The organism is Tenacibaculum haliotis (genome assembly GCF_025215075.1).
GTDB lineage: Bacteria > Bacteroidota > Bacteroidia > Flavobacteriales > Flavobacteriaceae > Polaribacter > Polaribacter haliotis_B.
Map to the genome: position 1 here is coordinate 278,406 of NZ_JAOBTH010000027.1, position 23,577 is coordinate 301,982.

Below are 23,577 nucleotides of genomic sequence, written 5' to 3' on the forward strand. Positions count from 1 at the left end.
GTTACGTTTGAACACAACAATTTCATATTTTACTTTATGATGTAACTCTAAATACTCCACTAATTTTTTTTAGCAACTTTAGTTGCTATACCACATGAATAAAACGTACTGATAACTAGTAAAAATACTCCTAGGTATAGCCCTTTTAACATATCTTTTTTTTAAAGCCTCCTTTTTTAAATTAAAAAAGGAGGCTTTATTTTTATAAATTATTTTCTAATAAGCTAGTAAGTACCTTAGTTCTTGAACTTACATCATCCGCATTTAAAATCGGACTATGGTTTATTTGTAAAACCCCTTCTGAAAAAGTATATGCATTTGTAGGATTGTGATGATTGTCGTTATTAACAATTACTACTTTTTTTAAGCTTTCTTTCAAAGCTTCTTTACCCATATCATCTGCCGTTATAGCTGAAAAGCTTTCAATTAATGGCTGAAAGTAAATTTTAGGATAGCTATCGCTATATAAATGTAAAAAACGATCTTCAAATAAAGTTTCCCACGCTGTTTCTAAAGTAATATCAAAACCAGCTGCTACATTAATTTGTTCTTTTAAAGCTGGATATTGCTCCTCTTGAAACGTTTTTGTAAATCTCTTTTCTTTAAGTCCCATTTTAATTGTTTTAAGGTTATTTTTAATTTATACCTCAAAACTATATCGAAAAAATAGTTTTTAAAAAACAGTTTTATAATCGTTACTTCTTGTTTTGTATTTGCTGAAATTGATTTAGAAACTGCTTTAAATAACTCTTTTTTCTAGATGCTAATGGTATCTTCTCTCCTCCTGTTAACACAACTGTATTTGTTGTTACCGAAGCTATATATTTTATATTTATTAAATGAGATTGATGTATTCTAACAAAAGTATGTTCGCTTAAAATATTTTCGTAATATTTTAAGTTTCTTGCACTCATTATTTTTTTTCTTTTAGTATGAAAGGTAGTATAGCTCCCATCTGATTGACAGCGTATAATTTCATCTACTTGCAAAAAATGTTGTTCATCTGTTGTTTTTATTAGCAGTGTTTTCTGTGCTTCTTTTTTATCTAACTCAACAACCTTATCTACAACCTTTAAATAATGTTGTTCTTTTTCATAACCAATTCTAAAACGTTCTATACACTTACTTAACTCATCTGAATCTATTGGTTTTAATAAATAATCAACAGTATCAAACTTTATAGCTTTTATAGCAAACTCATCAAAAGCAGTTGTAAATATTATTTTAAAATTAATAGTTTCTAGGGCTTCTAATATTTGAAAAGCAGTACCCCCTATTAATTCTATATCCATAAAAACCAAATCTGGTGTATTGTTTTTTAAGAATACAATAGCATCATTTACATTATCTATTGTTGCTATAATTTCAATATCTTTTTGGGTATATTGAATTAGTTTACTTAAGGTATTTAAGGCATTAAACTCATCTTCTATTAATACTGTCTTTATCATTTATACGGTAAGTTTAAAAAACACTTTTGTTCCTATTGATTTTTTTTCATCATTATATAAATCTTCAATCTTAAAAGACTTTTCCTCTCCTTTGCCTCTTGTTTTTAATCGTTCTATAAAAACAGCTGTTGCATGCAATTTTTCTGATACTTTAACATCTTTTTGTTTTATAGTTCTTCCAACCCCATTATCAAGAATTTCAAAATACAAACCCTCTTTTTCTTTATCAATTTTTAAAGCTAAAACTCCGTCTGTTTTTTTTCCTTTAAGACCATACTCAATCGCATTCTCTACAAAAGGCTGCAAAAGCATTGGAGGCATTTTAAGTTCTTTTATATTACAATTCTCTGATATATCTATTGTATACTTAAATGCATTATTAAAACGTAGTTGTTGTGTTTCAATATAATTAGAAATCATTTTAATTTCTTCTTCTAATGATATTTCTTCTTTTCTAACATAATCAAAATTCTGACGAATTAATTTAGAGAACTTAGCTATATAATTCGAAGATTTTAAAAAATCCCCTTCTAAGATGATGTTTTGAATTGCTGCCAGAGTATTAAATATAAAGTGAGGATTCATTTGTACTCTTAACAAACGTTGCTCTAACTTCGATGCTTTATTTAAAGCTCTTAGTTTATTATTGTAATTAAAAAAAACAGCTATAATAAGTAGTAATACTAACGAAACAATAACACTTACACCTAAAAACAGATTTTGCTTACTTGTTTCTTTTTGATGTTTTAAAGCGATCTCCTTTTCTTTTACTTTATAATTTACATTCGCAAAATGAAGTAGTTTTTCTTTCTCACTTTTATTCAATTGAATTTTAACACTATCACGTATAATTTGATGAAATAAAGCTTCTTCAAAGTTTTTTTCTAAAAGAGCAACAGCTATTAATTTATCTCTAATGTCTGTTTCTTCTTCTATGTTACCTTTATCTCTATAAATATTTAACGCCTTCTTATAATTTACTTTAGCAGAATCTAATCTATTCGTTACTAAAAACAAAGCTCCTAAACCTTTATAAGGTGCTGCATTTATAGCTTTAATATTTTTATTTAAAGTAATAGCTCCTCTTAGAAATTTTTCTGATTGCTTAAACTCCCTCGCTTCTAAATAAGTAAATCCTATATTATTTAAAACCCGTACAATAGTTTTAGGATCCTTAATTTTCTCACTTAATTTTAAAGCTTCTGAAAATTTTTGCAATGCTTTATTATATTCTTTTAACTGTAAATGTATCGTTGCTATATTTCCTTTTACAGCAATAATAGATATAATGTCTTCTGTGTTTGAAAATAGTTTTTCCGATTGCTTTATATATAAAAACGCTTTTTTGTAATCTTTTAACCTAAAATGTAATTGAAATAATTGATTGTTTGCTTTTGCCTGTAATCTATTATTATTTATAAGTTCACCAATATGCAAAGCCTCGATAGCGTATTCTTGTGCTTTTTCAAATTCTCTTAATTTAATACAGGTGTTACTTAACGTTATTAAACTTCTCCCTTTATTATAGTTATCGTTAAATTTAGAAAATAGCGTGTATGTTTTTAAATGAATATTTTTTGCTTTTATAAACTCATCATTCAAATAATACACTTCCCCTTTTTCAAATAAAAGTAGCGCTTCTTCCGCAGTATTTAAGTCAGTAACATTTAACAGTAAACTATCAATTCTTTTTATTGCTTTTTCAGGTTGCTTTTGAGAGTCTTTTTGTAATGTTAACAATTGCTTTTCTAATACTGATCTAATACTATTAGGCTTAGAACATCTTATTGCAAACACACAAAAAACAAACACAAAAACAACTTGTAAAAAACGCTTAAAAGTGGAATACATAAAAGGTTATTTTATTTTTTTATAACAGCTAAAATAACCATAATAATGGCATATTTTAAAAAATACCACTTACTTTTATTCAAATATAAAATAGGTAATAGCACTTATAAAATCATTCTCTTAGCAAAAGAAAAACGCTATAATTTTACACTATGAGCTAAAAGAAATAACACTTTATTAGCTTTTGAAGCACAAAAAAACATATCTTATTAAAAATGGATAAAGAACACTTAATAAAACAGCAAGAAAAACGTTACAACAACTTAAATTTTGCAGTAGCTATAAAGAAAGATAACAACGGCATCATTCAAAATTTTATTGACAGCGAAGAAGAAGCTCGTTTACATGATTTTCAGGGACAATTTTACCCTTCGTTTCATTATGAAATTAACAGAGTAATGAAAACAAAGATGACAAAAATATCGCAAAAAAATATTTACCTCGCCTATTATTACAGAATAAAATTAGGTATTTGGGATGTACCTAGCAAACTAAATTTTCCTTTATTTTTGGCTGCTGTAGAAAAAAACATATTAGACAATGACATGGATAAAACCTATGTTAGCGCATCTAAAATGTATTTACTTTTCGACTTTAAAAATAATAGTGATTTACCTAAAATAGCAACTCTCTCTTATGAGGATTATATAGCATCAATTAAATTCTTAAATTTAAGTAATAGTTATTTATGCTATCCGAATCTACGTAAAAAAAGAATTCGTTTTGCTCCTTTTTTATCAAACAAACTACTTTTAACGCGTATTAAAAATGGCTTATATTTTTATTTAGATAGTGATTTTGAAACTGCGGCTTCACTTGTTCTTTTGTTATTAGACACTAATGAAACCTCTAAAAAAGCATTACTAAATTTACATAAAAAAGAACTAAAAAACACACAAGTTTGGTTATTAGGGAGTTTTTACAAAGATTTTCAATCTGAAGAGATAAATAAACCTGTTTTAATTGATTTGTATGACAAGTTTCCGAAAGAGTGGATAGATGAGTATCAAAAAACTAATTACTATTAATTTAAAGAAAACTCGTATAATTTTCCGCCTAACGATTTTGTTTTTTCATCTGTAATATAAAGTGTTATATTGTCTTTAAAACTGACACTTTCTTTCTGAGAAATATATCCTAAAGAAAACTCTTTTACATCACCAGAGAAAAAATCATCATCAACAAAATTGGTAAATATAAATACCGATTGATGATTTAACAAAGCTACTTTTTTCCCGTTATGAGAAATTGCTGCTGCAGTTATCGAACAGTGTAAATCTGTACAGGTTTTAAAAGTTGAAATGCGTTTTGCAACATGATTTCCTTTTACTGCAGGAATCTTATATAAGGTAGTTTCACCATACCTACCTTTCACTCTACTTTTTGTAAAAATATATAAAAACCCGCTTTTATACACCAAGCTTTCAGCATCAAAAAAACGATCTTTCTTTTTCGGCGGAAATTTAATTTGATTCGGATATGAAAACTTAATTTTTTCAACCTCAACTTTATCTTTTATTAATAAATCTTGGTGCTTAATTTTAAGTATTCTTAAATTTTTTCGCTTATTATTATTGTTTCCAAAATCGGCTATATATAAGTTTCCTTCTTCATCTGAAGTAATATCTTCCCAATCATTATTTTTAGCTTTTACAATAATCTCTCTAATTATTTTACCTTGGTTATCAACTTCATAAATAATTGGCTTATTACCACTATCATTCAACATCCAAAGCAAATCAACGTTTTTTACTTTTTCAATTCCAGAAACTTCATGTAAAGAATTTGGTAAATTGGCTAGCACTTTTAATTGCCCAAAATTTTGACAACTAACAAAGCATAATAAAGAAAGATAAATTAGACTTTTTTTTACCATCTATATTTAATTTTACCAACTACCACCAGCACCACCACCGCTAAATCCGCCGCCGCCAAATCCTCCACCGAATCCGCCGCCAAATCCTCCAGACGAGCCACCGAAACCACCACCGCTTCCAAATCCGCCACGACCTGAATTGCTTAAAATTATGGTTTCTAAAATATCTCTTGATGTTGAGCGTTTGTAATTTCGTTTTCCTCCTCCTCTATTTCCTTTGTTTCCTCTAGAAATAACGATAAAAAAGATGATGACAATAATTATAAAAAAGATAAAACTTGGGTCAAAACCTTTCGCCTTTTTTTTACGTTCACCTTTATACTCACCATTTAAAACTTTAAAAATAGCATTCGAACCTGCGTCTAATCCAGCGTAGAAATCACCTCTTTTAAATTGCGGAATAATATAATTTCTGGTGATTTCACCTACAATTCCGGCTGTTAATTTATGTTCTACTCCGTATCCAGGAGAAATCCATATTTTTCGATCGTTCTTTGCTAAAAGTATAAAAACACCGTTATCTTCCTTTGCCTGACCAATTCCCCATTTATGTGCCCATCTGGGAGTTAAAATTCCGATACTTTCTCCGTTGGTTGTATCGATAATTCCTACCACAATTTGTGTAGAAGTAGTATCTGAGTATTTAACTAATTTATTTTCTAAAGTTGCTTTTTGAGCATCAGAAAGTAAACCAACATAATCGTAAACACTTGTTTGTTCTTTTGGTTTATCTGGAATTTTATATCCCTGAGAAAATGCTGTTTGAGTAAACAACAATCCGATTACAAAAAATAAAATATGTATAGTTTTCTTCAAGCTTATTTATCCTTTAGATATTTCGTTAGACAATTCGTCTTCGTCATCATTTTGCCAAGGAAAATGAGTTTTTAATTCTTGTCCTGCTTTTAAAACCCCTTCAACAATTCCTTTTTTGAAATCGCCTTGTTTAAAGTGACTTTGCATGGTGTTTTTTGTCGTGTCCCAAAAATTAGTTGGCACTACTTTATTGATACCTTCATCACCATAAATCACAAATTTATGATCTTCAACAGCTACGTAAATTAAAACAGCATTCTGTTGTTTGGTTTCAAACATTTTTAAAGAATGAAATACTTCTAAAGCACGATTAAAAGCATCATCTTTATTTGATGATGCTTCTATGTGTACTCTTATTTCACCAGAAGTATTCAATTCAGCTACTCTAATAGCTGAAACAATTTCTTGTTCTTCTTCTTTGGTAAGAAAATCTTCTACTTTAGACATTTTTATTTTTTAGTACCAAAATCGAAATTAACATCCGGCGCTTTTTCTGCACCTGCTTCAGCTTCAAAATAAGGCTTCCCTTCAAAACCAAACCATCCTGCTAAGATTGAATTAGGAAATACTTTTACGTGATTATTATATGGCTTAATAGCCTCGTTAAAACGAGTTCTAACCGTTAATATTTGATTCTCTGTACTTGCTAATTCGTCTTGTAATTTTAAGAAATTCTGATTTGCTTTTAAATCAGGATAACGTTCTACAGAAACTAATAATTTAGATAACGCACCGCTTAAACCAGCTTGTGCTTTTTGAAATTGAGCCATATTTTCTGGTGTTAAATCTCCAGCATTAATCGTTGTAGAGGTAGCTTTTGCTCTCGCTTCTATCACTTGAGTTAATGTTTCTTTTTCAAAATCGGCAGCTCCTTGTACTGTTTTTACTAAATTACCGATCAAGTCACTTCTTCTTTGATATGCAGTTTCTACATTACCCCAAGCCTCAGCTACATTTTCATTTAACCTTACTGCTGTATTGTTAAATCCTACAACCCATTTAAAAGTTGCGAATACAACTACTCCAACAATAACTAAAGGCACTAACCATTTTTTCATAATTTTTGATTTTTTTTATAATTGATTTTTGATTTTTTGTAATTCCGCTTTTACTCTTTCTAACCTACTAATAACTTCGTGATTATTAATCACATCATCCGGATTCCTTTTTAATTTTTGCTTTGCGCCTTCTAAAGTAAATCCTCTTTCTTTTACTAGGTTAAAAATTAATTTAAAATTCTCAATATCATCTTTGGTAAATAATCGATTTCCTTTTGCGTTTTTTTTGGGTTTAATTACCTCAAACTCTTGTTCCCAAAAACGAATTAAAGAAACATTCACACCAAAAGCATTAGATACTTCGCCTATTCTATAATATCTTTTTTCAGGTAATTCTACATACATTTTTCAGCAAATTCTAATTAATCGTATGATTGCCCTTTTTGTTGTGAAGCCTTTTGCATAGCTATAAACTCTTCTGGAGTTAAATCTCCATAATAATAGTAAATAGGGTTTACAGGTCTTCCGTTTTTATGCACTTCATAATGTAAATGCGCTGCTGCTGAACGCCCTGTATTTCCTACATAGCCAATTACATCTCCTCTCTTCACTTTTTGCCCCTTATTAGCTGCTATTTTACTCATGTGTGCATAAATGGTTACGTAGCCATAACCATGATCTACATATACAACATTACCAAAAGTAGCGCTACGATGTGCTTTTTTTATAACTCCGTTACCGGATGCAAAAATAGGAGTACCTTTTGGAGACGTAAAATCCATTCCGTTATGCATTTTCCACGATTTTAAAATAGGGTGTAAACGCATACCGTAACCAGAAGCCATCCTTTTTAAATCTTCATTTTTTACAGGTTGAATTGCTGGTATTGACGCAAGCATTTTCTCCTTTTCTTTCGCTAAACTAACAATTTCGTCTAATGATTTTGATTGTACGACCATTTGTTTCGATAATATTTCTATCTCTTTAGTCACATTAGTAATCATTGCACTATTCTTAAAACCTTCTAAATGCTTATATCTATTTACACCACCAAAACCAGCTTTACGTTGTTCATCGGGTATCGGGCTAGCTTCAAAATATGTTCTATAAATATTATCATCTCTCTCTTGTAGTTCCGATAATCTTTCAGACAATACACCGAGCTCTTTATTCATCAGCTCTGTATGCAATTTAAAGTTTTCAAGCTCTCTTTTTTGAGCTCTCTCATTCGGCGACATTAAAAATTGACTAAACCCAATAAATCCGAAAAAAGCAATTAATAACGCCCCCACAACTCCTAGGAAAGACTTTTTAAATGTTTCACTTTTTTTCGACTCTATTTTCCGATATGATAAGGTCTCGGGGTCGTAATAATATTTTACTTTCGCCATAATGCTAAATGTACTATTTTTGTGCTCGTTAAACAAGCAACTTTATTTAAGGGGTTGTGTTTGGAAACACACAAATTTACAAAATGTTTTAAAACTACTTTTCTTTAGTTGTTTTTTAATGATTATTTAACAAAATTTCGAGCTCAAATCGTATGAAATCTCAAGAAATAAGATCTAAATTTTTAGAATTTTATAAATCTAAAAACCATAATATCGTTCCTTCTGCGCCAATGGTATTAAAAAATGACCCTACTTTAATGTTTGTTAATGCAGGGATGGTACCTTTTAAAGAATATTTTTTAGGACAAAAAAAAGTTGTAAGTAGTAGGGTTGCCGATTCTCAAAAATGCTTGCGTGTTTCTGGAAAACATAATGATTTAGAAGAGGTTGGTAAAGATACCTATCATCACACATTGTTTGAAATGCTTGGAAATTGGTCTTTTGGTGACTACTTTAAAGAAGAAGCAATTGCTTGGGCTTGGGAATTACTTACCGAAGTTTATAAAATAGATAAAGACATTTTATATGTTACTATTTTTGAAGGCGACGAAAAAGAAGGATTAAAAAAAGATACGGAAGCTTATGATATTTGGAAACAATACATCGCTGAAGATCGTATTTTATTAGGTAATAAAAAAGATAATTTCTGGGAAATGGGTGCGCAAGGACCTTGTGGACCTTGTTCAGAAATTCATATAGATATCCGCTCTGCGGAAGAAAAAGCAAAAGTATCGGGTGCATCACTGGTTAATTTAGATCATCCACATGTTGTTGAAGTATGGAACTTAGTTTTTATGCAGTACAACCGTAAAGCAAACGGAAGTTTAGAAAACTTACCTTCAACACATATTGATACTGGTATGGGGTTTGAGCGTTTATGTATGGCATTGCAAGGTGTGCAATCTAATTATGATACTGATGTTTTTACACCGATTATTAGAGAAATCGAAACCATTACAGGTGTAAAATATGAAGATACTACCGTTTCTGGAGACGAAACCGATATTGCAATTCGTGTTATTGCCGATCATGTTCGTGCTGTAGCATTTTCTATTGCCGATGGTCAATTACCAAGTAATACTGGTGCTGGTTATGTTATTAGAAGAATATTAAGAAGAGCTATTCGTTATGGTTTTACTTTTTTAAACCAAAAAGAACCTTTTATCTACAAATTAGTAGAAACATTAAGTGAGCAAATGGGAGATGCTTTCCCTGAAATAAAAGCACAAGAGCAATTAGCACATAATGTTATTAAAGAAGAAGAGCATTCTTTCTTAAAAACATTAGAACAAGGTTTGCTTTTATTAGATACGATAACTGCGAATGCTGCTGATAAATTAATTTCTGGAAAAAAGGTATTTGAACTAAAAGATACTTATGGTTTTCCTGAAGATTTAACGGCTTTAGTTTTATCTGAAAAAGGATTTAGCTACAATGAAGAAGAATATAAAACAGCTTTAAAAGAGCAACAAGATAGAGGAAGAGCTGCAACTGCGATTGAAACTGACGATTGGAATGTTTTAATAGAAGATGATGAGGAAGAGTTTATAGGTTACGATACTTTAACTGCTGATGTTAAGTTAACACGTTACAGAAAAGTAACTACCAAAAAAGATGGTGAGCAATACCAATTGGTATTTAATATGACGCCTTTTTATCCTGAAGGTGGAGGCCAAGTTGGTGATGTAGGTTATATAGAAACGTCTAACGGAGATGTAATTTATGTAGTTAACACTAAGAAAGAAAATAACCTTATTATTCACTACACTAAAAATTTACCAGATAATTTATCAGAGAAATTTAAAGCAGTAGTAAATGAAGAGGCTAGAAATTTATCTGCAAGTAATCATACTGCAACGCATTTATTACATCAAGCATTACGTACTATTTTAGGAACACATGTTGAACAAAAAGGATCATTAGTAAGTCCAAAACACTTACGTTTTGATTTTTCTCATTTTTCTAAAGTAGATGCTGATCAATTACAAGAAATAGAAAACTTTGTAAATGCTCGTATTCGTGAAAATCTTTCTTTAGTTGAAAGAAGAAACATACCAATGCAACAAGCTATTGACGAAGGTGCTATTGCTTTATTTGGAGAAAAATACGGAGATTCTGTAAGAGCTATTAAGTTTGGGCAATCTATGGAGTTATGTGGAGGTACTCACGTAGCACAAACTGGTGATATTTGGTATTTTAAAATTAAATCTGAAGGAGCTGTTGCTTCTGGAATCAGAAGAATTGAAGCGATTACAAATGTTGCTGTTGGAAATTATTTTGAGGATGTTGAACGTAACTTTTCTGCAGTAAAACAATTATTAAAAAATCCTAAAGACGTTGCCAAATCTGTAAATAGTTTACAAGATGAAAATGCAGCTTTAAAAAAGCAAGTAGAGCAATTATTAAAAGAAAAAGCTCAAAACTTATCTGGTGAATTAAGAAATCAATTACAAGAAGTAAATGGAGTACAGTTTTTAGCAACTAAAGTAGATTTAGATGCTAACGGAATTAAAAACTTAGCTTTTGCTTTAGGTAAAGAGTTTCAAAACTTATTTTTATTCTTTGCTTCATCAGAAAAAGCTGACAAAGCAATGTTAACATGTTATATTTCTAAAGAATTAGCTGCAGAACGTGGTTATGATGCTGGAAAAGTAGTTAGAGAACTAGGAAAACTGATTCACGGTGGTGGTGGTGGACAAAATTTCTTTGCTACTGCTGGTGGTAAAAACCCAGGCGGAATTCCGAAAGCTTTAGAAAAAGCGAAAGACTATATTGTTTAATCATAATACAAACAATACTTTATAGCAGCTAAAAAATTATAAATAAGTTTAGCCCCGATTGAAGCGTTTGTTTGAGCTCTTTTTTGATTTTTCTTCAAAAAAAGCGAGTGCGTAAAGCGGGAAATTGCTTCAAATAAAAATAATATTAAAAAGGTTCAAAGATTTAATTCTTTGAACCTTTTTATTTTCTACTTAAGCCTGTTTAAATTTGATTTAAAAAATGTTTTGTAGCTAAAAAAAAGAATCGTCAAACTGAATTTATTTCTGTTTCACCCCCTAATTTGCTTTAGTTATTATCTTTATGCGATACTGAATTAAATTCAGCATGACGAGAACTTAGTCTATATTTAATATTAAATAAGCTCTTAATTTAATGCTTTTTTATAAGTTGCAATAGCTCTTTCTCGTGCAAACTTATGTTCAACCATTGGTTGTGGGTATGTTAGTTCATCAAAATCTTCAACCCATTTTCTAATATATTGTAAGTCTTTATCAAACTTCTTTAACTGTGCTTCTGGGTTAAAAACTCTAAAATACGGAGCCGCATCGCAACCTGTACCTGCTGCCCACTGCCAGTTTCCGTTATTAGCCGATAATTCATAATCTAGTAATTTCTCTGCAAAATAAGCTTCGCCCCAACGCCAATCTATTAATAAGTGCTTGCATAAAAAACCAGCAGTAACCATACGTACACGATTATGCATGTAACCCGTTTTATTTAATTGTCGCATACCAGCATCAACCATTGGGTAGCCTGTTTCTCCTTTACACCACTTCTTAAATTCAGCTTCATTATTTCTCCACGGAATGGCATCATATTTTTGCTTAAAGTTATTAGTAACCACTTTAGGAAAATGAAACAGTACTTGCATAAAAAACTCTCGCCAGATTAATTCGCTTAAGAACGTTGCGTTTGTTTTTAAAGCAAATTGAACCATTTTTCGAGCACTTACTAAACCAAACCGAAAGTAAGGTGACAAATACGATGTTTTATCTTGCGATGGAAAATCTCTTACAGTATCATACTCATCTAAATTTGATAAATTATATGGTTTTACTTTGATAGAACTTTCTTGAAAACCTATTGTTTCTAAACTTGGAAAATCGGCATTGAATTGATGAAAATTATGAAACTCAATTTTATATTCTTCTGTGTCTTTTTCTTCTGAAAAATGCTGCAACCATTTGTTTTTATAAGGAGTAAAAACAGTGTAAGGCAAACCATCATTTTTTACAATTTCAGTTTCTTCAAAAATTACTTGGTCCTTAAAAGTTTTAAACTGAATGTTTTTAGACGCTAAAACTTCATCAACTTTCGCATCTCTTTTTATAGCATAAGGTTCGTAATCTTTATTTGTATAAACAGCTTCAATTTGGTAAACATTAGATAACTTTTCCCAAACCTCAATAGGACTTCCTTTTTCAATTAATAACGAAGATTTTTGTAATTTTAATTTTTCATCAATCGTATTTAAAGCTTTGTAAATAAATGAGATTCGTGCATCATCTTTAGGCAGTTTATCTAAAATTTCTTCATCAAAAATAAATACAGGAATTATTTTACTTCCAGCTTTTGAAGCTTCCGATAAACCTTTGTTGTCTTCTAATCGTAAATCTCTACGAAACCAAAAAAAAGATATTTTACTTTCCATTAAATAGTTTTTCTAAAGTTACAAAACGATGCTCAAAAATCCCTTTTAATTGTTTTTTTATAAATATTGCTTGCGCTATATGTCCTAAAAAACCAAACGGAATTTTATATGAAATTTTATCTTCCATTAAGGTTTTTCCGTTTGGCAATTCTTTAAACCAATGTTCATGATGCCACATTTTGTATGGTCCAAAACGTTGCTCATCTATAAAAAATTCTTTGTCTTTTACTTGAGTGATTTCTGTTACCCAACTCAATTTAATTCCTGGTAAAATTCCAACTTTATAAGTGATTATTTGGCCAGCATATGCTCTTTTATCAACTTTGGTTGTTATTTTAAACCCCATGTGAGGTGGCGTTATTTTTTCTAAATTTTCTGGCGAACTAAAAAAGCCCCATGCCTTTTCTAAAGAAACATCTATAGTTTGTTTGGCTGTTAGTGTATAAATACCAGAGTGTTTTTTAAAATAAATCATTTTATTGTTTTTTCATCCAGATTTGATCTGAGTTTAATTGAAAGCTTCCTACGAAATTAAAATTACATTCTTCAGGAGCTAATATCGAAAGAAAGAACTCTTGATTTTTCCTTTTGTACAAATGATATAGCTCTCCAACAATTGGTTGAAAATTAAACTTAGCATTATAAATAATCTCGTTGTATTGATGCTGCTTTTGTAAAGCGTTATACTGCTCTTTTATTTCATTAAAAATCGTATAAAATTGAGAATTTGCTTTTTTAATTTGTTGATTTTTCCAGTTTACAGCATTTCCTGCTTTTATTGCCGGAGCTGTAAAACTAGTTGCATACGGTTTTAAAAACGCATCATAAATATTAGTATCACTGTTAAAAACTACATTGTCTGGTTTTTTTCCCATTTATAATAGTTTTGTAATTTTTGAACTCATAGGCTTTGTGGTTGAATAAAAAACATCAATAAATCTTCCCTCTTCATCTACTAAATACTTTTGAAAATTCCATTTTACTGAAGAATTCATTTTACCGTTCTTACTTTTTTGTGTTAACCATTGGTATAATGAATGTTGCTTATCTCCTTTAACATCAATTTTTTCGGTCAGAGGAAAATCTACGCCGTAATTTAAACGACAAAATGATTGTATCTCTGACTCTTTACCTGGTTCTTGACCACCAAATTGGTTACATGGCAAACCTATAACTACTAATTTATCTTTGTGCTTAGCATACAACTCTTGTAAACCATCATATTGCTTTGTAAATCCACATTTAGAAGCTACATTAACGAACAGTATTTTTTTTCCTTTGTATTGGTTAAGATCTAATTGTTTCCCATCAATTCCTTCAATCTTTATATCATACAAAGACTCTTTAGATGCTACAGTTTGTGCGTTTCCTAAAAAACTAAATAATGCCATAAGTATAGTTATTTTTAATGTTTTCATTTATTTAAGTGCTATTTTTTCTATTGATAGTTTAAAATTTTCATTCTTTTTATTCCCTATCAGAATAGCTATTTCGGTTATTGTAGTTGCCGAAAAATTGTCAACATTTAATTTATAACCTCTAAAAGAAGCATAAAATTTATTTAATGGCAACTCTATTTCTTCTGTACTTTTTGATGTTTGAAAAGATTGGATGTACCAAAATCGCTGATTATTTTTAGCTTTAATTCTAAACTGATATTTTTTACCGTCTCCTTTTAGCTTGAGAATAACTTTAGTTTTATCTGTATTAAAATTAATATTTAGAGGTAATCGAGTCATTGCAAACCCACCGTTATTATCTAAAGAAACATTACCAGAAAAAATCATCTTTTTTTCTTCATCAAGCTTCATTGAAGAGTTAGATATTCCTCCCATAACGTCATCATTAGCTATGTACCAACGTTGGTTACTACTATTTTTATCAAAAATTATAATTTCATCATTCATACATAAAAAAACACTAAGTATTACCAACCATTTCATTTGCTATGTGTTTTTATTAGTAGTCTCTTAAATTTTTTATCGTTTAGAAATTTTATTATTACTTATACTTTTTTGTCTTGTACACTTAAATCTTCCTTTTTCGAATTCTCGTTTTGCTTGGTGCTTCGTACTTCTGCCCTGAACTCTTGCTCTCCATAATTTAAAACTAGAGAGCTTTAATTCTTTACGCATTAATTCAATTACTTGTTGTTCTTTTAGTCCAAATTGAAACTTTATAGCATCAAAAGTGGTTCGATCTTCCCATGCCATTTCTATTATTCTATCTAAATCTCTATAAGTCATAATATTGAAAAATTAATAAGCTCGCTTTTATTTATTGATTAGAGCATTTATCATTCCTTTAAAAACAAAGGCATGAAAAGGTAAAACTGAATACCAATATAAACGCCCTAAGACACCTTTAGGTCTAAACACGGCTCTTTGGTATAGTTTATCTTTTACAATTTTAAATTCTAACCAAGCCTCACCTGGTAACTTCATTTCGGCAAATAACAACAATCGTTTTTCTTTCTTATCAGCTAACAATACACGCCAAAAATCTAATGGATCACCTGCTTCTAAATTTGTATCATGTGTTCTTCCTCTACGCAAACCTACTCCTCCAAATATTTTATCTACATAGCCTCTTATTTTCCATAAGCCATTAAAACTATACCATCCGTTTTTACCTCCGATAGACCAAATTTTATTTATAGTAAAGTCTTCATCTGTGATTTTCACAGAACGAATGTCTTTAAAACAACCATACTGCGGTATTTGAATATGATCAGACAATTGGTCTTTAAAAGTACCGCTACTAATTGCATCTTTCCAACTTGATACAACAGCGTTTTGTTCTATTCTTTGAAATGCTAACTTTACCGCATCTTTATAACAAATAGGCTGTACATCTAAAAGTTGATTAATATTACTAGCTTTAGCAATTACTTCAACCTTCATACTATCCACTAATGCTTGTGCCAGATTAAATGATGTTGATGTAACGAAATACAACCAATACGATGATAATTTTGGAGTTAACAACGGTAATGTAAAAATGTATCTTTTAAAGCCTCTTACCTCTGCAAATTGCAAAAGCATTTGTTTGTAAGTAAGTATTTCTGTTCCACAAATATCAAAAGACTTATTATATAATTCTTTGTTTCCAACTGCTCGTTCTAAAAAGGCTAAAACATCTCTAATAGCAATAGGTTGTGATTTAGTATTTAACCATTTTGGAGTAACCATTAATGGTAATTTCTCTACAATATCTCTAATAATCTCAAAAGATGCACTACCACTACCTACAATAATACCAGCTCTAAATGTTATAAGTCCGTATTTTTTTGATTGCAAATTCTGTTCAACTTGAAAACGAGAAGCTAAGTGTTTAGATAAAGAACTATCATTAACAATACCACTTAAATATACAACTTGCTTACAATTCGTTTTTTCAACTAAGTTTTTAAAATTTTTAGCGCAACGTTGTTCTAAATCTTCAAAATTAATAGCGTCAGTTGCCATTGAATGAATTAAATAATAGGCAACATCTATATCTGAAGGAAAAACAACATCCTCCGTGTTTAAAAAATCTACTTTTATAAACTCAATGTTTTTTTTATATTCTATTTCATCAGGAACTCGATTTAAATCACGTACACAACACACCAATTGATGTCCTGCTTCTTGCAATTTCAACACCAATCTTTTAGCTATATAACCTGTGGTTCCTGTGATTAGAATTTTCATTTATTTTGGTCTTTGATATGATAATCGTTTATATTTCTCTGCAACCATATAGGTATCTAAACCATTTACTGCTGCAATTTTCTCTTTTGATAGATTTAAAAAACCATCTTCTGAAAGCATTGAATCTTTAAAATACAAGTCGGTTACTTCTCCTAAAACCAAAATAGTTCCGTTTGCTTTTATATGATATTCTTCTAGAAATTTCATTCCTATTTGCAAAGGTGACTCTGTTACGTAAGGAGCGTGAAAATTATCTTTATATTCTGGTGATAAATCAGTTTTATCAAATTCTGATATTCCTGATTCATATTTCGCTGATGTATGGTGCGCATCTTCAATTATACTTTCACAAATTGCATTTATAGTGTAAAAACCTGTTTTTTTTATATTGTCGTATGTGTTACGAACTACTGTGGTAGGACGTAATACAAATCCTAAAATTGCAGGACTAGAACCATAATGAACCACTGAACTAAAAACTGCCAAATTTGTTACTCCATCCTCAGATTCTGTAGCAATAAGGTTTGCTGATTTATAACCCGAAATACTGTTCATTAAGTTTATTTTATATAGATGCTCCATCTCATCTATTGCCTCTCTAGATAAATGCATTATATATTTTTATAATTATTAATTTTAATATTTGTAGCTTTTAAATCGTGCATTAAATTATACAATCCAAAAAAGGTTCTGTTAATGTAAATAAAATGCTTTGAACCTCTATTTCCATTCATTTTTTTCAACTCTGTACTTTTAGAATATTTCTCGCCTAACGCTGCTATTTTACCGAAGAAATTTTCATCAGAAAAATCAAATTCTTCTTGTTGAAACGGCTGCGTAAATAAAGATAACATCTCATAAAACAATTCTTTAAAAAAGATTATTTCTTCCTCAGTATCATCCTTTCTTAAAATTTCTAATTCATATAACTTACTTTCAAAAAAAGCTGGATTATCGATATTATCTCGCACTGCTAATTCGAAATATGGTACATAAAAACTTTGAGGTACTTCTTTCATACATCCAAAATCAATAACAATTAGATCGTTTTCTGGTGAAACCAAAAAATTACCAGGATGCGGGTCGGCATGTACTTTTTTTAAGACATGTAATTGGTACATGTAAAAATCCCATAATGCTTGTCCTAACTTATTTGAAGTTTCTTGATTCAATCCTTTTTGGGTAAACTCAGAAAGATGAACACCATCCATCCAATCCATCGTTAAAATTCGATCAGAAGAGAATTCTTCGTAATACTTCGGGAATTTTAAGTTTGGTATCTTATTACATGCATTTGCTATCTCATTACTTTGAGCTAATTCTAGTATATAATTAGTTTCTTCTAATAATTTATTTTCAACCTCTTTAAAATACTCATCAGAACCTTCACCCTTTATATTAAACATTTTCATTGCAATTGGTTTTACCATTGCTAAATCGGTAGAGATACTATTCGCAACACCTGGGTATTGAATTTTAACTGCCAATGTTTTGTTGTTTACTGTAGCTCTATGCACTTGACCGATACTTGCCGCATTTACAGATGCTACTGTAAACGTATCAAAAACCTCTTCAGGTGTTTTCTTAAAATATTTTTGAAATGTTTTTACAACTAAAGGACCAGAAAGAGGCGGAACTGAAAATTGCGATAATGAAAACTTTTCTACATAAGCGTTTGGCAACAAGCTTTTTTCCATGCTTAGCATTTGCGCTACTTTTAATGCCGATCCTTTCAATTCTTTTAAACCGTCGTAAATATCAGTTGCATTGTCTTCATTTAATTGATTTCGTGCTTCTTCTTCACTTTTTGTTATTTTATTTCCATAGTATTTAGCATAGTTTACTCCTACTTTAATTCCTGTAGTAACTAATTTGGTTGCTCTTTCTATTTTAGATGTGGGTATTTTGTCTAGCCTTTTCATACAGATGCTCCTTTTTCTTTCCACAAAAACTTTGCTAAATCTATTACACTCTTTACAGGTGCAATTTGCTGAATATCAAAACTCGCTTTAACCGATTTTTCTATAAAGACATCCGTTTTTTCAAAGTTTGATGACTCATCATCAATCCAAAATTTCAGCACCATTAATAACTGAATCCAATAACCTTCTGAGATTGTTTTATCTTGAATTTCGTTTACTTTATCATTCTTAAAATCTATTTTTTCTAAACTAATACCACTTACAAAATGCACAAACTCTGTTCGTAATTTTTTTAAAACTGATAATTTTGAAAAGTTTGATTTCACATCTTTAAACTGAAACAAAACGTAAGATCTGTTTGCTGTTAACAATTCAAAGAAAGTATAATAGAAGCTTAGTAATTTATCTTTTGATGAATACTCTTTGTAAGCTTCGGTTTTATGCAATAAATGAATTGTTTCTTTTGCAAAAATTGCGAAAATTGATTTTTCTAAACTTTCAAAACTTGAATAGTGCTTGTAAAACTCTGACTCTTCAAAATTATTATCTTCTGCAAATGAATAAATAGAAGATGGTTTTCCTGATATTAAAACTGAGTTCATATACCATTCTACTATTTTCTCTTGGGTAATATTCTTTTTTTTTGCCATAATCTTAATTATTAAATACGATATACGCGTTTAAACTTGTTGCAATAGTCATCCATATTAAGTACGGAAGTATTAGTAATGTGAATAATTTTATTCTTTTTAAGTGTTCAAACGTAAAATAGCCTATTAACAACCATAATAAAGTGATTGAAATTAGGGCAACAATTGTTAATTGCTGGTTGAAAAAAAAGTAATTCCAACTTACATTTAAAATCCACTGAGCTGTATATAGTAGAAGTAATTTTTTATCTAAAATTTTATACTCGAAACTTAATTTGGTCATATAAAATGAAAACAATAACATTATCGTTGTCCAAGCCGCTCCGAAAACCCAACCTTCGGGTGTCCATGGTGCTTTATTTAAAGAAAGATACCAATCTTTTTGAGGGCCATTTTCCATTAACAATGTTCCTATGCCTAATGCTAAAAAATTAACTACTAGAAATAATAAAAACCGTATATATTTATTTTTGTTCAAACTTTTTAATTTTTAAATAATTGAATATCAATTGTGCTGAAAACAACATGCTAAATGCGTAAAAAACATCTTCAAACGGAATTGTAAACAATCTAAAATTTAAATTCTCAGCATTGTTATACCAAACAACTGGTTCATCTATAAAGCTACCTGTTAAAATTCCGTTTACGATTAAAAACGGAATTAAGATGACTAAAAAACTAGGAAAATACTCTTGTAATGTTGTTAAATGATATCTTAATCCGTAAAAAATTAATACTAAAAAGAGTATAAAGTTTATCGTTGTATATAGTTTTCCGAAATTAAAAATCAATAAAACTAATGCTGTAAGAATCAATAAAAAACTGATAATTATTGCCGCCCCTTTAGATAATTTGAATTTGGGTACTAAATATTTTAATACTTCATGAGTAAACAAACAAGCGTAGGGAATACAAAAGAAAAACAACCATTCTTCAATAGGCATTTTAAAAATTTCTATTGATAAATGATAATTTGAATTAAATCCCCAAACTCCATATTTTGTAAACAATCCGTCCCAAATTAAAAAAGGAATTGCAACCAATAATATACTTATAAAAGCTTGTTTAAAGTATTGAATAAAATGGAATTTTTTTTCAATTACACTATACAATAACGGAATACTTAAACTACCTAATGTTAATATGAGATATAAATATTGACTCATTGTCTTTTTTTAAAATATTTAAAAGGTACAAATAACATTCCGAAACATTCACCATCTGGTTTACCTAAATGTTTATGGTGAATTTTGTGTGCTTTTCTTAATCCTTTTAAGTATTGATTATTGGTGTTTTTAAACCATTTAAATCGTCTATGAATTAAAACATCATGTACTAAAAAATAGGCTAATCCATATAATAAGATACCCAACCCTATGAAAAACATGTAATTTAGTTCCGGTCTAATTCCAAAATAAAAAAGCATAATACTGGGCGTTGCAAATACTACAAAAAAGGCGTCATTTTTTTCAAAAACATGTGGATATCCTGGCTGATGATGATCTTCGTGCAAAAACCAGCCGAAACCATGCATTATATATTTATGAGTACACCAAGTAATTCCTTCCATTAACATAAACACAGATAGTGTAATTAAGATGTAGTAAAACCAAATCATAGTGACGTATTTTTAATGATAAACTTATCTAAATAATCAGAGCTATCTTTCTTTTTAAGTATTATTTTTAAGAATGATTTATCTTCTTGTATATTTTTATTGTATCCTAAAATTTTAGGAGTTTTTTCTTGTATAACTAATCTAACATATCTTAAATGAATATTGTTAGGATGAGTTTTAATCAACTCATCTAACCTCTTCTTTTCTTTGTTAAAAATACTTAATTTACTCCAAGGAAAAGTTTTATACTTTGCTTGTTTCATTTGTAGTGAAATTACATACGCTTGTATATTTATGTTTTTTTTTTCTTGATATGTTTCAATATACCTCAACTCATCTTTTTTAGATAAGACACTATGATATTTAACAACATAATCTGGGGTGACATCTTGATAATTAACTAAAAAAAAACATAACAGTAATAAAAAATTTAAATTCATTAAATTAAATTTAGTTTATACTTTACATAACTTCTGGCTAGTAAATTTAGCTTCATTGAATTTGAAATACGCACTCTTTTTTCCATAATTTCGGTATGATGTACGGCTTTTAATTTTTTTAACAATCTATTATAATATCGGTAAGCCATATATACACCAAACTTTGCTTCAACAGGTAATTTTAAAATTCCGTTCTGAAAAGCATGCTCAAAGTCTGACTCAATATCTTTAATAATTGCTAATTTTGATTGTTTATCAAAATTTTTAAAATTCACATTAGGGAAATACGATCTATTTAAATCTTCAAAATCATCTTTCAAATCGCGTAAAAAATTCACTTTTTGAAATGCCGACCCTAATCGTTGTGCAGCATCCTTAAGACTATCATATTTTTCTTGATTTCCATTAACAAAAACCTTTAAACACATCAACCCAACAACATCTGCCGAACCATAAATATACTCTTTATACTCCGCTTCTGTTTCATAAGTAGTTTTATACAAATCAGCTTTCATGCTTTTTAAGAAAGCCTCAACCATACTATTTGGTATATTATATTTATTAACGGTATGGATAAAAGAGTTTACAATAGGGTTTAAACTAATACCACTTTTTTTAGCTGAGTAGTAATCGTTTTCAAACGCTAATAATAGCGTCTCTTTATCAAATTCATGAAAAGAGTCTACAATTTCATCAGCAAACCGAACAAAGCCATAAATATTATAAATTGCTCCTCTAATACTTGGTGCTAGCATTCTTGTAGCCAACGAAAAAGATGTACTATAACTTTTTGTTACAAGCTTACTACTTGCATAAGAAACTTCATCAAACAGTTGTTTTTTCATAATTAATGGTGGTTTTTAATAATTAAATCAGAAGCAATTTTACCAGATATTAAAGCTGGTGGTACTCCTGGCCCTGGAACTGTTAACTGCCCTGTAAAAAATAATTTTTTTACTTTTTTACTTTTTATCTTTGGTCTTAAAAAGGCAGTTTGTGTTAAAATATTGGCCAACCCATACGCATTACCTTTATATGAGTTATAATCTTTCTTAAAATCATTAACACAAAAACTTTCTTTAAATAAGATATGTTCTTTAACAGATTGCCCTGTTAACTTCTCTAGTCGGTTTAAAATAATATTAAAATATTCTTCCCTAATCTCTGGAGTATCATTTATACCTGGAGCTAATGGTATTAAGAAAGTTGCAGCTTCTTTACCCGCTGGCGAAAAAGAACCATCTGTTATAGAGGGGAAGCTTGCATAAAATAACGGTTCTTTAGGCCAACTAGGGGTATCATAAATAGTTTTTGCATGTACATCAAAATCAGTATCGAAAAATAATGTATGATGACAAACATTTTCTAATTTTTTATCAAAACCTACATAAAATAATAGTGATGATGGTGCGAATACTTTTTTATCCCAATACTTTTCAGAATACTGCCTATATTTCTTTGGCAATAGTGTTTCTGTATGATGATAATCCGCACCACTTAAAACAATATCTGAAGAAACAAATTCTTTATTTACAACCATTCCTGTTGCTTCACCAACTTCATTTACAACAACCTCCTCTACATTTGAGTTCACCTTAAAATCAACTCCTAAATCAGTAGCTAGCGTTATCATTGCTTCAATTACTTTATACATTCCACCCTTTGGATGCCATGTACCTAAACCAAAATCAGCATAGTTCATAAAATTGTAAAATGCAGGAGTATTACTTGGTTTAGCTCCTAAAAATAAAACAGGAAACTCTAAAATTTGAATTAATTTCTTACTTTTTATTTTTTTTCTAACTTGTGTTCTTATAGTAGAGAAAAACTGTGTTATTTTTCCAATAGTAACAGGTGTTACTAATTCTAATGGAGAAACCCCTGGCTTATAAACCAAATCGTTTATAGAAACATCATAATTATATGCTGCTGATTTTAAAAAAGTTTTTAAGTGTGCTGCACTCCCTTTTTCCTCCCTTTCAAAAACTTCATATATCTCCTCTAAACTTCCAGGTATTGTAATTGAGTCTTTAACATCGAAATACACCTGGTATGCTGGAGTTAACTTTTCTAACTCATAATAATCTGAAGGTTTTTTTCCAAAATCAGCAAAAAATTTCTCAAAAACATCTGGCATCCAATACCAAGTAGGTCCAATATCAAAAGTAAATCCATCTTTTATTAATTGCCTAGCTCTACCTCCTACGGTTTCATTTTTCTCTAAAACAACAACTTCATTACCTGCTTTCGCTAAATAACACGCTGCCGCAAGAGAAGAAAAACCTGAACCTATTATTAATATTTTTTTTTCAATGCGCTACCTTATTAATTAATATTAGTTGCTCAATTAATTTTCTATTAAGATAATAAATATATTGAGTCAATCAAATTTACATTTTTTGTTTAACAAAAACAAAAAAAGAGTAAACAAAATAAAATT

27 protein-coding genes are annotated in these 23,577 nt (G+C 29.6%); 2 read left to right on the forward strand and 25 right to left on the reverse strand.

The annotated features are described in order from the left end of the window. Positions 1–202: 202 nt before the first annotated feature. The 3 genes from N2251_RS08900 to N2251_RS08910 form a co-directional block, all read right to left on the reverse strand. A complete protein-coding gene (locus N2251_RS08900) occupies positions 203–613 on the reverse strand; it encodes a hypothetical protein (protein ID WP_028890295.1) in 411 nt (136 codons plus the stop codon). An 82-nt stretch (positions 614–695) separates the two neighbouring features. Then, positions 696–1,451, reverse strand: coding sequence for a LytR/AlgR family response regulator transcription factor (locus N2251_RS08905; RefSeq protein WP_260586380.1), 756 nt, complete (start codon positions 1,449–1,451; stop codon positions 696–698). Continuing rightward, the gene (locus N2251_RS08910) at positions 1,452–3,302 is read right to left on the reverse strand and encodes a tetratricopeptide repeat-containing sensor histidine kinase (RefSeq protein WP_260586381.1); all 1,851 of its coding nucleotides are present in this window, start codon (positions 3,300–3,302) and stop codon (positions 1,452–1,454) included. 215 nt (positions 3,303–3,517) lie between these two features. On the opposite strand from N2251_RS08910, the gene N2251_RS08915 reads away from it, so the two are divergent. Continuing rightward, the gene (locus tag N2251_RS08915; RefSeq protein ID WP_260586382.1) at positions 3,518–4,330 is read left to right on the forward strand and encodes a hypothetical protein; all 813 of its coding nucleotides are present in this window, start codon (positions 3,518–3,520) and stop codon (positions 4,328–4,330) included. On the opposite strand, the gene N2251_RS08920 is transcribed toward N2251_RS08915, so the two are convergent. From N2251_RS08920 to N2251_RS08945, 6 genes are read right to left on the reverse strand one after another with little or no spacing between them, the layout of a single operon-like run. Next, positions 4,327–5,178 carry a YjiK family protein gene (locus N2251_RS08920; protein WP_260586383.1) on the reverse strand — a complete coding sequence of 284 codons (852 nt, stop codon included), beginning with the start codon at positions 5,176–5,178 and terminating at the stop codon, positions 4,327–4,329. The genes N2251_RS08915 and N2251_RS08920 overlap by 4 nt on opposite strands. 12 nt (positions 5,179–5,190) lie before the next feature. Continuing rightward, positions 5,191–5,994, reverse strand: a complete 804-nt coding sequence (locus N2251_RS08925) for a TPM domain-containing protein (RefSeq protein ID WP_260586384.1) — start codon at positions 5,992–5,994, stop codon at positions 5,191–5,193. A 6-nt stretch (positions 5,995–6,000) separates the two neighbouring features. Beyond that, positions 6,001–6,441, reverse strand: a complete 441-nt coding sequence (locus N2251_RS08930; RefSeq protein WP_260586385.1) for a TPM domain-containing protein — start codon at positions 6,439–6,441, stop codon at positions 6,001–6,003. A 2-nt stretch (positions 6,442–6,443) separates the two neighbouring features. Next, entirely contained in the window at positions 6,444–7,052 is a 609-nt protein-coding gene (locus N2251_RS08935; protein WP_260586386.1) for a LemA family protein, read from the reverse strand. Between the two features lie 15 nt (positions 7,053–7,067). Then, positions 7,068–7,397: a MerR family transcriptional regulator gene (locus N2251_RS08940; protein WP_260586387.1), complete on the reverse strand. Its 330-nt coding sequence runs from the start codon at positions 7,395–7,397 to the stop codon at positions 7,068–7,070. Between the two features lie 17 nt (positions 7,398–7,414). After that, a complete protein-coding gene (locus N2251_RS08945) occupies positions 7,415–8,383 on the reverse strand; it encodes a M23 family metallopeptidase (protein WP_260586388.1) in 969 nt (322 codons plus the stop codon). 152 nt (positions 8,384–8,535) lie between these two features. On the opposite strand from N2251_RS08945, the gene alaS reads away from it, so the two are divergent. Next, entirely contained in the window at positions 8,536–11,163 is a 2,628-nt protein-coding gene (gene alaS / locus N2251_RS08950) for an alanine--tRNA ligase (protein WP_260586389.1), read from the forward strand. A gap of 365 nt (positions 11,164–11,528) precedes the next feature. Here alaS and N2251_RS08955 read toward each other — a convergent pair whose 3' ends face one another. From N2251_RS08955 to crtID, 16 genes are read right to left on the reverse strand one after another with little or no spacing between them, the layout of a single operon-like run. Then, a complete protein-coding gene (locus N2251_RS08955) occupies positions 11,529–12,815 on the reverse strand; it encodes a cryptochrome/photolyase family protein (RefSeq protein WP_260586390.1) in 1,287 nt (428 codons plus the stop codon). Further along, positions 12,805–13,290, reverse strand: a complete 486-nt coding sequence (locus N2251_RS08960) for an SRPBCC family protein (RefSeq protein ID WP_260586391.1) — start codon at positions 13,288–13,290, stop codon at positions 12,805–12,807. The genes N2251_RS08955 and N2251_RS08960 overlap by 11 nt, the downstream gene beginning before the upstream one ends. A gap of 1 nt (position 13,291) precedes the next feature. After that, entirely contained in the window at positions 13,292–13,690 is a 399-nt protein-coding gene (locus tag N2251_RS08965; RefSeq protein ID WP_260586392.1) for a DUF2452 domain-containing protein, read from the reverse strand. Further along, on the reverse strand, positions 13,691–14,206 hold the full coding sequence (locus N2251_RS08970; protein WP_245662330.1) for a glutathione peroxidase: 516 nt from the start codon (positions 14,204–14,206) through the stop codon (positions 13,691–13,693). It lies immediately after the preceding gene. Positions 14,207–14,233: 27 nt separating this feature from the next. Beyond that, a complete protein-coding gene (locus N2251_RS08975; protein WP_260586393.1) occupies positions 14,234–14,758 on the reverse strand; it encodes a CIA30 family protein in 525 nt (174 codons plus the stop codon). A 36-nt stretch (positions 14,759–14,794) separates the two neighbouring features. Further along, positions 14,795–15,061 (reverse strand): TIGR03643 family protein, encoded by a 267-nt coding sequence (locus tag N2251_RS08980; protein WP_260586394.1) that lies wholly within the window; start codon positions 15,059–15,061, stop codon positions 14,795–14,797. 27 nt (positions 15,062–15,088) lie between these two features. Further along, positions 15,089–16,507 carry an SDR family oxidoreductase gene (locus N2251_RS08985; protein WP_260586395.1) on the reverse strand — a complete coding sequence of 473 codons (1,419 nt, stop codon included), beginning with the start codon at positions 16,505–16,507 and terminating at the stop codon, positions 15,089–15,091. Then, complete coding sequence (locus N2251_RS08990; protein ID WP_260586396.1) at positions 16,508–17,119, reverse strand: flavin reductase family protein; 612 nt, start codon at positions 17,117–17,119, stop codon at positions 16,508–16,510. Continuing rightward, positions 17,119–18,429, reverse strand: a complete 1,311-nt coding sequence (locus N2251_RS08995; RefSeq protein ID WP_068702810.1) for an ABC1 kinase family protein — start codon at positions 18,427–18,429, stop codon at positions 17,119–17,121. Before N2251_RS08995 ends, N2251_RS08990 begins: the two co-directional genes overlap by 1 nt. Next, positions 18,426–19,079, reverse strand: a complete 654-nt coding sequence (locus tag N2251_RS09000) for a TetR family transcriptional regulator C-terminal domain-containing protein (protein ID WP_260586397.1) — start codon at positions 19,077–19,079, stop codon at positions 18,426–18,428. Before N2251_RS09000 ends, N2251_RS08995 begins: the two co-directional genes overlap by 4 nt. 4 nt (positions 19,080–19,083) lie before the next feature. After that, the gene (locus tag N2251_RS09005) at positions 19,084–19,557 is read right to left on the reverse strand and encodes a TspO/MBR family protein (RefSeq protein ID WP_260586398.1); all 474 of its coding nucleotides are present in this window, start codon (positions 19,555–19,557) and stop codon (positions 19,084–19,086) included. Continuing rightward, positions 19,544–20,245, reverse strand: a complete 702-nt coding sequence (locus tag N2251_RS09010; RefSeq protein WP_260586399.1) for a lycopene cyclase domain-containing protein — start codon at positions 20,243–20,245, stop codon at positions 19,544–19,546. The genes N2251_RS09005 and N2251_RS09010 overlap by 14 nt, the downstream gene beginning before the upstream one ends. Continuing rightward, complete coding sequence (locus tag N2251_RS09015; protein WP_260586400.1) at positions 20,242–20,697, reverse strand: sterol desaturase family protein; 456 nt, start codon at positions 20,695–20,697, stop codon at positions 20,242–20,244. The genes N2251_RS09010 and N2251_RS09015 overlap by 4 nt, the downstream gene beginning before the upstream one ends. Then, on the reverse strand, positions 20,694–21,137 hold the full coding sequence (locus N2251_RS09020; RefSeq protein ID WP_260586401.1) for a hypothetical protein: 444 nt from the start codon (positions 21,135–21,137) through the stop codon (positions 20,694–20,696). Before N2251_RS09020 ends, N2251_RS09015 begins: the two co-directional genes overlap by 4 nt. After that, a complete protein-coding gene (locus tag N2251_RS09025; protein WP_260586402.1) occupies positions 21,137–21,982 on the reverse strand; it encodes a phytoene/squalene synthase family protein in 846 nt (281 codons plus the stop codon). Before N2251_RS09025 ends, N2251_RS09020 begins: the two co-directional genes overlap by 1 nt. Positions 21,983–21,984: 2 nt before the next feature. Next, positions 21,985–23,451: a bifunctional phytoene desaturase/3,4-desaturase gene (gene crtID, locus N2251_RS09030; protein WP_260586498.1), complete on the reverse strand. Its 1,467-nt coding sequence runs from the start codon at positions 23,449–23,451 to the stop codon at positions 21,985–21,987. Positions 23,452–23,577: the final 126 nt, after the last annotated feature.